Source organism: uncultured Methylovirgula sp., assembly GCF_947646745.1.
Lineage (GTDB): Bacteria > Pseudomonadota > Alphaproteobacteria > Rhizobiales > Beijerinckiaceae > Methylovirgula.
Genome location: NZ_CANSHK010000063.1, coordinates 1 through 9,781 on the forward strand (window position 1 = coordinate 1; position 9,781 = coordinate 9,781).

Below are 9,781 nucleotides of genomic sequence, written 5' to 3' on the forward strand. Positions count from 1 at the left end.
GGCTGGGGCGGATACGTGCATCGGCGTGGTGCAAGGGCCCTGCCTTGATGCGCCCGGCGGCCAATCGACCTATGGCATGAAGGATTGCGCCAACCGCGAAGCCATCGTCTGGGACGAGGAATTAAACAAAGCCTATAAGGCCGTGCTCAGCGCTTTCGGCGACACCGACGCCGACGATGACGGCGGCAAGAAAATCAAGCGCGCCGACCTGATCCGCGACGCGCAACGGGCGTGGGTCGCCTTCCGCGACAAGAAATGCGAAGTTGCGAGCCTGCAAATGGCGGGCGGCACCGGCGCCGGCGTCCTCTACGACGATTGTTATCTTTATGAAACGGCCCATCAGGCCATTTGGCTGAATTCCCTGGTCGATACGCAGTAGCGATCGCCGACGGCCACGACGACAAGAGCAGATCATGAACACGCAGACCTCGTCCAAACTCATCAAAGGCGCGACCGGCGATTGGGAGGTGGTCATCGGCATGGAGGTCCATGCCCAGGTCGTCTCCAAATCGAAGCTTTTTTCGGGCGCCTCGACCGAATTCGGCGGCGAGCCGAACAGCCATGTCTCGCTGGTCGATGCCGCCATGCCGGGCATGCTGCCGGTGATCAACGTGGAATGCGTCGCCCAGGCGATCCGCAGCGGCCTCGGCCTTAAGGCCAAGATCAACCTGCGTTCGAGCTTCGACCGGAAGAATTATTTCTACCCCGACCTGCCGCAGGGCTATCAGATTTCCCAATACAAAAGCCCAATCGTCGGCGAGGGCGTGGTGAGCGTCGACGTCACGCCGATCGAGCGCATCGAGGTCGGAATCGAACGGCTGCATCTTGAACAGGATGCCGGCAAGTCGCTGCACGATCAGTCGGCGACGGACTCCTTCGTCGATCTCAACCGCTCTGGCGTCGCGCTGATGGAAATCGTCTCGAAGCCCGACATGCGCTCGGCCGACGAGGCCAAGGCCTATATCAGCAAGCTGCGGACGATCCTGCGCTACCTTGGCACCTGCGACGGCAATATGGAGCAGGGGTCGCTGCGCGCCGACGTCAATGTCTCGGTGCGGCGCCCAGGCGAGGGCCTCGGCACGCGTTGCGAGATCAAGAACGTCAACTCGATCCGCTTCATCGGCCAGGCCATCGAGACCGAGGCGCGGCGACAGATCGGCATTCTCGAAGACGGCGGCAAGATCGACCAGGAGACGCGGCTCTTCGACCCCAACAAGGGCGAGACGCGGTCCATGCGCTCGAAGGAAGAAGCCCATGACTATCGCTATTTCCCCGATCCGGACCTGCTGCCGCTCGAATTCGATCAGGCCTATGTCGATGCGCTGGCCGCGCATCTGCCGGAGCTGCCGGATGCCAAGCGCGCCCGCTTCATCGCCGATTATGGGCTGCCGGCCTATGACGCCGGCGTGCTCGTCGCCGACAAAGAGACGGCCGATTATTACGAGGCCGCCGTCGCATATTGCGGGGTGAAACGCGATCCCAAGGCGGTCGCCAATTGGGTCATGGGCGATGTGTCGGCTTATGCCAATTCGGTCGGTCTTGCGGTGCCGCAGACGCATCTGAAGCCCGGGCAGATCGCCGGCCTCGTCGATCTCATCGCCGACGGCACCATCTCGGGAAAGATCGCCAAAGACCTGCTTTTGATCCTCATCGAAGAGGAGAAGGACGGCGATCCGCGTGCCATCGTCGAAACGCGCGGCATGAAACAGGTCACCGACCTTGGCGCGATTGAGACCGCGGTGGATGCGATCATCGCCGCCAATCCCGACAAGGTGGCGCAAGCTCTGGCCAAGCCTTCGATGCTCGGATGGTTCGTCGGTCAGGTGATGAAACAGACAGGCGGCAAGGCCAATCCGCAGGCGGTCAACGAGCTTCTAAAGACCAAACTCGGCATCTGAAACGCCGCTCCGAATCAATCGGCGAATCGCGGAAATCGCGTTTCGAGGCTTTGCAAAGCCGCGCGCGACGCCTTTTTGCGCAATTTTTTTCGAGTCCCACAAAAAAATTTTTGCCCGCGGTTTTGCTGCGCGGATTGACATCGGCGATCGCCAGTAAAGAGCGCGCGGACATTGGTTTGAGAGCGGTGAAATGCACTGCCCTGCGGCGCATTCGATGCGCTTCACCGCAGCCCGCCGCGTTCGTGCGAAAGCAGCGCGATGATGTGCGCGGGTGTATGCGCGCGCTCGTTCAAAATGCAAATTGAATCAAGAAAAACAATAGCTTTGCTTCAGCGTTGAAAAGCGCATGCGCGTCGATGGCGATGCTCGATAGCGGCTTTGGATGGTTGCCGAAGCGCTTCATCGCATCGTGTTTTCGCGCATCGATACGAAGCCCGTAAACCGCATGCGAAGATACGTTCGAAGACTTCGCGCGCATCGTAAAGGGCAACGTCTTGCTAAGAAAAACGGCGCAGAATCGGCGCGCGATTCGGCCTCTCGCGCATAAGCCCCTCTTGCACGACTGATTAACCGCGCTACGCTATTTATGCCTCTTGTCGGCAAAGAAACGCATGCCGGCAAAATAGCAGAGGGAACTTGATCATGGTGAAGGCTACCACCAAGCGTAAACCCGCGAAGAAAAGCGCGGCGAAGAAGACTGCTAAGAAGGCCGTGCGGAAAGCGGCCACGAAGAAGAGCGTGAAGAAGGCCACCAAGAAGGTTGCCAAGCGCGCGACCAAGACCGCGGCGAAGAAGGCCCGTACCTCGGCCCGCAAGTCGCCGGGCAAGAAGGCCGGCGCCAAAAAGGCGCGCAAGTCTTCCCCCCGCAAGCCGAAGGCCCCTGCGCCAGCGGCTCCGGAGCCGGTCTAGACTCGTTGCAATAGGAGGACGGTAACGGCCAGATGGCCTCGGCGCTCTCGCGCGAGGTCGTGCGTCGAGCCCCAGATTGGCGCAGAGGCGCCCTGGCCGTTCCGTCTTCGTCCGCTCTTTATATCGGCAAGGTCTTTATATCGGGAAAGGCGCGCCCCGATTTGGCTTGTGAGGAGCATGTGCCTGGCTTAGCGGGTCAGGCAGCTCAGCGCGAAATTAAACCAGATCTTTTCTTCGGCCGCTCCGGTCAGCTTCATGTTCTGCCACTCGGTCGCGCATTGATGCATGCGCGCGTGTGACGCCGGCGGCAATCTCAGCAATGTTCCAGGTCCCGCATTGAAGGCGCCGGTCTTGATCGGTTCGCCCGGCGCTTGCGGCGCGGTCGGCGGAAGGACCGGCACGATACTCGCGGCACTGGGCGCTTGCGGCGAAGGCTGGTCGCCCGGCGCGGCGGGGCGCCCTGGCGACAACACCGCCGGGCGCTGCGGCGGCAGCGGGGCGAGTTTGCCGTCCTGCGCGACATGGATTTGCGCCTGCGCCATAGCGCGATCCGCGAGCGTCAGCGCCAAGGCGGTCGCAAGGCTCATGGCAAGGCGGAATTTTAGGGCGCGCGTCATTTCCGCAGAGGGGCTCGTGGGTATGGGGGGCGGGATTGCATTGGGCGTCGCATGGCGGAAATCTATGCCCTGATCGTGGCTGAGGTGAGATGGTTTTGGGATGCTGCCGCGCGCCCCGCGCGGGCCTCTATACGGCCTTGTTGTATCTTCACCGAATCTTTAGGGCCGATCACGCGCTTGCGATGGCGTTTAAGGCTATCTGCCTTGAATCGCGTCAGTAATCTACGCCATAAGACGGGCCACCGGGTTGATGAGCTGGCGGAACGCAGCCGTCAAGGCTCGCCAGATTGCAGCGCAACCCGGCAGGCGCCCAGGTTTGTTGCGATGCGACGCCGCATCTTCTGGTCTTGAGAATCGCTTCGTTCCTGTGCCGGCGGCGATCGGGCGGGTTGGTCCGAAACGAGGAGTGCTTTGAATGTGGATCGTCCGCCTCGCGCTCGATCGGCCCTATACCTTTATCGTTCTGGCGCTGCTGATCCTGATCTTGAGCCCGGTCGTGATCCTCGGGACGGCGACGGATATTTTCCCCAATATCAATATCCCGGTGATCGCCGTCGTCTGGTCCTACACCGGCCTGAACCCGGAGGAGATGGAAGGCCGGCTGACGACCCCCTACGAGCGGTCGCTGACGACGCTCGTCGACAATATCGAACATATTGAATCGACCACCTACAATGGCCTGGCGGTGGTGAAAATCTTCCTGCAGCCGGGCGCCAGCCTCGATACGGCCAATGCGCAGGTGACGGCCATGGCCCAATTGGCGCTGCATCAGATGCCGCCCGGGACGCAGCCGCCGGAAGTCCTCAATTTCAGCGCCTCGAGCGTGCCGATCCTGCAACTCGGTCTTTCCGGGCAAGGGCTGTCGGAGCAGGAGCTCAATGACCTTGCGCTGAATTTTCTCCGCACCCAGCTTGTCACCGTGCCCGGCGCCGTCATTCCTTATCCTTACGGCGGCAAGCAGCGCGAGTTGTTGATCAGCCTTAATCCGCAGCAGCTTCAGGCCAAGGGCCTTTCGCCGGCCGACGTCCTGAATGCCGTCGAGCGGCAATATATCGTCCTGCCGTCCGGCACGACGAAGATTTCCGAGTTCGAATATGACGTCCACGTCAATGGCACGACGCGGACCGCCGACGAATTGAACGATCTGCCGATCAAGACCGTCGGCAATGCGACCATCTATCTGCGCGACGTCGCGACCGTCAGCGTCGCCTTTGCGCCGCAGACCAATGTCGTGCGTCAGAACGGGAGGCGCGGCGTTCTGGTCAGCGTCATCAAGGCCGGCAATGCCTCGACGATCAGCGTCGTCAACGGCATTCGGGCGATGCTGCCGCGCGTCGCCCAGACCCTGCCGCCGCAATTGAAGATCCAACCCTTGGCCGACCAGTCGGTCTTCGTCAAGGCGTCGGTCTTCAGCGTGATCCGCGAAGCGGTCATTGCCGCCGGCCTGACCGCCATGATGATCCTGCTGTTCCTCGGCAGTTGGCGCTCGACGCTGATCATCGCGGTATCGATCCCGCTGTCGATCCTGACCTCGGTGATGGTGCTGAGCTTCATCGGCCAGACCATCAACATCATGACCCTCGGCGGCTTGGCGCTGGCCGTCGGTATTCTGGTCGACGACGCGACCGTCACGATCGAGAATATCGAGCGCTACATGGAGGAGGGGCATCCGCAGCGCGATTCCATCCTCTACGGCGCCGCGCAGATCGCCGTGCCGGCTCTCGTCTCGACGCTGTCGATCTGCATCGTCTTCGTGCCGATGTTCCTGCTTAACGGCGTCGCGCGCTATCTGTTCATTCCGCTGGCCGAAGCCGTCGTCTTCGCCATGCTCGCCTCTTATGTCTTGTCGCGCACCCTGGTCCCGACCATGGCCATGTATCTCCTGACGACCGAGAAGCATGAGAATGCCGGCCGGCGGACGCGCAACCCGCTGAAATTGTTCCAGCAGGGATTCGAGGCGCAGTTCGAGCGGCTTCGTTTCGGCTATCGGGACGTCCTCGCCTCTTTCGTCCATAATCGGAAAGTCTTCGTGCCGGCCTTTCTCGGCTGCGCGCTGGCGGCTTTCCTGCTCGCGCCCTGGCTCGGCCAGGATTTCTTTCCCAATACGGACAGCGGCCAGTTCATCCTGCACATGCGTGCCAAAACCGGCACCAGGATCGAGGATACCGCCCGGCTCGCCGATCTCGTCGAGAACAGGATCCGCGACATCATCCCCGCGCGCGAGCTGGAATCGATCATCGATAATATCGGGCTGCCCTACAGCGGCATCAATCTCACGCACACGACCTCGGGCGTGATCGGCGCCGCCGACGCGGACATTATGGTCCAGCTCGCGCAAGACCATCATCCGACCGCCGATTACGTGCAGAAGATCAGGCTTGCGGTCGCGCGGGATTTTCCCAGCATCACCTTCTATACGCTGCCGGCCGATATGATCACGCAGATCTTGAATTTCGGCCTGCCGGCGCCGATCGACATCCAGATCACCGGCGCCGACATCTATAAGAATCATGCTGTCGCGAACCATATGCTGGAGCGCATCCGGGCGGTGAGCGGCATTGTCGATGCCCGCATCCAGCAGGCATTCGATTATCCGATCTTCGAGATTGCGGTCGACCGCACCAAGGCGCAGCAGAACGGCCTGACCGAGAACGATGTCGCAAGCAGCGTACTCGACACGCTGAGCGGCAGTTTTCAAACTGCGCCGATGTTCTTCCTGAACCGCACCAACGGCGTCAATTATAACCTGGCGACCATGGCGCCGCAGTACGACATTCAATCCTTGCAGGATCTGCAGAATCTACCGATCACCGGAACCGGCCAGCGGGCGCCGGCGATCCTCGCGGATGTCGCGACGATCACCCGTTCACAGGAGATGGCCTCGGTCGATCATTACAATATTCGCCGCACCGTCGATATTTACGCCAATATCCGCGACCGCGATCTGGGCGCCGTCGGACGTGACGTGCAGAAGATCGTCGACGAGGACAGGCATCTGTTGCCGCGCGGCAGCTTCGTCACGGTGCGCGGCCAATTGGCCACGATGCAGGGCGCCTATATGGACCTTTTCGAAGGTCTCGCGTTCTCCATCCTGTTCGTCTACCTGCTGATTGTCGTGAACTTTCAGTCTTGGTCGGATGCCTTTATTATCGTCTCCGCCCTGCCGGCGGCACTCGCGGGCATCGTTCTGTTTCTGTTCTTTACCGGAACGACATTGTCTGTGCCGGCGCTGATGGGAGCCATCATGTGCATGGGCGTCGCCACGGCCAACAGCATCCTGGTCATCGCCTTCGCGCGCGAGAAGCTGGCCGAGCACGGCGATGCGCTGCAAGCTGCGATCGATGCCGGGTTCACCCGGTTCCGGCCGGTGCTGATGACGGCTTTGGCGATGATCATCGGCATGGTGCCGATGGCGCTTGGCGCCGGCGAAGGCGGCGAGCAGAACGCGCCGCTCGGCCGCGCCGTGATCGGCGGCCTGATGCTCGCGACCGTCGCGACTTTGGTTTTCGTTCCGACTGTTTTTTCTCTGCTGCATTACCGCAAGGGCGGGGCGCAACCGCTGCCGCCGGACGGTGAGCACGAGGGACACGGGAGTTTGGTGGCCTGATGCTCGAAAAAGCCGACAATGTGAAGCCGATCGCGCCGCCGCATGCGGTGCCGGATCATCAACGTTCCGCCCGGCGCGGCGGTGGCGGCAGGGTCTTGCTGGGCCTCCTGGTTCTGGCGGCGCTGCTGGGTGGAATTTACTACGGCATTCGCGCCCGCACTTCGGCGGAATCCGCGCTGTCGAAGGAAACCGTCCAATCGGCCGTGCCGGTCGTCGATGTCGTGCGGCCGAAGGAAAATGCCCCGAGCCAGGCCTTGGTGCTGCCGGGGCAGACGACCTCCTTCACCGACACGCCGATCTACGCGCGCGCCAACGGCTATCTCAAAAAGTGGTACGTCGATATCGGCGCCAAGGTGAAGAAGGGCGAATTGCTCGCCGAGATCGAGACGCCCGAGCTCGACGCGCAATTGCGCCAGGCGCGGGCCGATCTCGTGACGGCGGAGGCCAATTCCAAATTGGCTGCCATTACCGCGCACCGGACCGAAGATCTCTTGAAGTCGCAATCGGTCTCGACGCAGGAGCGCGATAACGCCGCCGGTGCTTATGCCGCCGACCAGGCGATCGTCACCTCGCGCCAGGCGGATGTGGCGCGGCTCGAGGAGCTTCAATCCTACGAGAAGATCTACGCGCCCTTCGATGGCGTGATCACCGCCCGCAATACCGATATCGGCGATCTCATCACCGCCGGATCCGGCACGCGCAATTCGGAGCTTTTCCGCATGCAAGCGACGGGCACGTTGCGCATCTATGTGGCAATCCCCGAGGTCTATACGCCGCAGGTTCACATCGGAGCGGAGCCGACCGTCACGCTCGACGAATATCCGGACCAGGCCTTCCAGGGCACGCTCGTGCGTACGGATGAAGCGATCAACCCGCTTTCGCGGACGCTTCTGGCGGAGGTCGATGTCGATAATTCGCAAGGCAAGCTGCTGCCCGGCGCCTATACATTCGTGCATTTTGCGCTGCATGCGCATCCGGGCAGCGTGACCGTACCGTCGAACACGCTGCTGTTCCGCAGCGAAGGTCTGCGCGTCGGTGTCGTGCGCGATGGCAAGGTGCAATTGGTGCCGGTCAAGATTGGCCGCGATTACGGCGATAGAGTCGAAGTCATTTCCGGCCTCAAGAATACGGACGCGGTCATCGTCAATCCGTCGGATTCCTTGACGAGCGGCGTCACGGTCAAAGTGAACTCCAGCAAGCCGGCCGGAGCGTCTTAATGCGTCACGCGTGGGGGGGAGTCGCGGCGTTCGGATTTTTGCTGGGCGGATGCATGGTGGGGCCGGATTACGTGACGCCCGCCGTTCCGGTCACGCCGAAATTCAAGGAGGCGACGCGCCCGGTCGATCCCAAGACCGACGGGACCTGGGTGCGCGCCATCCCCAGCGATGCGTTCGAGCGCGGCAAATGGTGGGAGGCCTTCGGCGACCCGGAGCTCGACCGGCTCGAGGATCAGCTCGGCGACGCCAACCAGAATTTGCGCGAAGCCGAAGCCCGTTTCGCGCAATCGCGGGCTTTGATCCGGCTCGCACGCGCCTCGGAATTTCCGAGCGTCAGCGCCGGGGCCAGCGCCGCCTCGATCAAGGAATCCGCCCATCAGCCTTATGTTCTGCAAACGAACCCGCAGCCTCTGGGCGATTTCGAAATGCCGGTCGATCTCAATTACGAGATCGATTTCTGGGGCAGGATCCGGCGCGGGGTCGAAGCGGCGCGCGAGGAATCGCAGGCGACGGCGGCCGATCTCTCGACCGCGAGCTTGAGCCTGCATGCCGAACTCGCGCTCGATTATATCGACTTGCGCGCCCAGGATGCGCAACAGCGCCTCTTGGACCAGACGGTCAAGGCCTATGCCCACGCGCTGGACTTGACGCTGAAGCGCCAGTCCGGCGGTCTCGCGCCCGAATCCGATGTCGAGCAGGCGCGCGCCCAGCTCGACACGATCAAGGTCCAGGATACGGATGTCGGGGTGACCCGGGCGCAATTCGAACACGCCATTGCCGTCCTGATCGGCGAGCCGCCGGCGGCGCTCAATATTCCGCCGGCGCCCCTTGGCCAGCTCAAGCCGCGCGCCGTGCCGGGCATGCTGCCGTCCGAGCTTTTGCAGCGTCGGCCGGACATTGCCGCCGCGGAGCGCCGGGTCGCCGAAGCCAATCAGCAGATCGGCATTGCCGATGCCGCCTTTTATCCAAACGTGAACCTTGCGGCGCTCGCCGGCTTCCAGGGTACGACGCCGGCGAATTGGTTCGTCTGGCCGAGCCTACTCTGGTCGGTTGGTACGACCCTGTCGCAGCCGATCTTCGACGGCGGCGCAATCCGGGCGCAATCCGATGCCGTTCGCGCCGCTTACACGGAGAATGTCGCCAGCTATCGGCAGACGACGCTGTCGGCCTTCCAGGACGTCGAGGACAATCTCTCGACCTTGCGCATTCTGGGCCGCGAGGCCAAGCAGCAGCGCGACGCAGTGATCGCGGCGAACCAGGCGCTCAAGACCTTCACCACGCTCTACATCGGCGGCGAAGTCGCTTATCTTCAAGTCATCACCGCGCAAACGACGGCGCTGTCCAACGAGGTCAATGAAGTCGACATTCAGCGCCGGCGGATGGAGGCCAATGTGCGGTTGATCAAGGCGCTCGGCGGCGGTTGGGACGTGGGGCAGCTTCCGGTTCTCGCCTCGAGCGGCTTGCCGCGCGGCGCCTTTGTGCCGGTCGGGCAGCAGTAAAGCATCGGACCGAAAAGTGCGAAGCGGTTTTCGG

7 protein-coding genes are annotated in these 9,781 nt (G+C 62.3%); 6 read left to right on the top strand and 1 reads right to left on the bottom strand.

Going from position 1 to position 9,781, the window contains the following annotated elements; all coding sequences use genetic code 11:
• The 3 genes from Q0025_RS14260 to Q0025_RS14270 all read left to right on the top strand — a co-directional run.
• A partial coding sequence (locus tag Q0025_RS14260) for a lysozyme inhibitor LprI family protein (RefSeq protein WP_297300273.1) occupies positions 1–379 on the top strand: 379 nt, incomplete at its 5' end.
• A 34-nt stretch (positions 380–413) separates the two neighbouring features.
• A complete protein-coding gene (gatB, locus tag Q0025_RS14265) occupies positions 414–1,898 on the top strand; it encodes an Asp-tRNA(Asn)/Glu-tRNA(Gln) amidotransferase subunit GatB (RefSeq protein ID WP_297300275.1) in 1,485 nt (494 codons plus the stop codon).
• Between the two features lie 642 nt (positions 1,899–2,540).
• Entirely contained in the window at positions 2,541–2,807 is a 267-nt protein-coding gene (locus tag Q0025_RS14270; RefSeq protein ID WP_297300277.1) for a histone-like protein 2, read from the top strand.
• 188 nt (positions 2,808–2,995) lie between these two features.
• Here the strand turns inward: Q0025_RS14270 and Q0025_RS14275 are convergent, their stop codons facing one another.
• The gene (locus Q0025_RS14275) at positions 2,996–3,394 is read right to left on the bottom strand and encodes a hypothetical protein (protein ID WP_297300279.1); all 399 of its coding nucleotides are present in this window, start codon (positions 3,392–3,394) and stop codon (positions 2,996–2,998) included.
• A 445-nt stretch (positions 3,395–3,839) separates the two neighbouring features.
• Between Q0025_RS14275 and Q0025_RS14280 the strand changes: the two genes are divergently transcribed.
• The 3 genes from Q0025_RS14280 to Q0025_RS14290 are packed head-to-tail and all read left to right on the top strand — an operon-like array spanning position 3,840 to position 9,747.
• Positions 3,840–7,031 (top strand): efflux RND transporter permease subunit, encoded by a 3,192-nt coding sequence (locus Q0025_RS14280; RefSeq protein WP_297300281.1) that lies wholly within the window; start codon positions 3,840–3,842, stop codon positions 7,029–7,031.
• Positions 7,031–8,248 carry an efflux RND transporter periplasmic adaptor subunit gene (locus Q0025_RS14285; protein ID WP_297300283.1) on the top strand — a complete coding sequence of 406 codons (1,218 nt, stop codon included), beginning with the start codon at positions 7,031–7,033 and terminating at the stop codon, positions 8,246–8,248. The genes Q0025_RS14280 and Q0025_RS14285 overlap by 1 nt, the downstream gene beginning before the upstream one ends.
• On the top strand, positions 8,248–9,747 hold the full coding sequence (locus Q0025_RS14290; RefSeq protein WP_297300285.1) for an efflux transporter outer membrane subunit: 1,500 nt from the start codon (positions 8,248–8,250) through the stop codon (positions 9,745–9,747). Before Q0025_RS14285 ends, Q0025_RS14290 begins: the two co-directional genes overlap by 1 nt.
• Positions 9,748–9,781 lie beyond the last annotated feature (34 nt).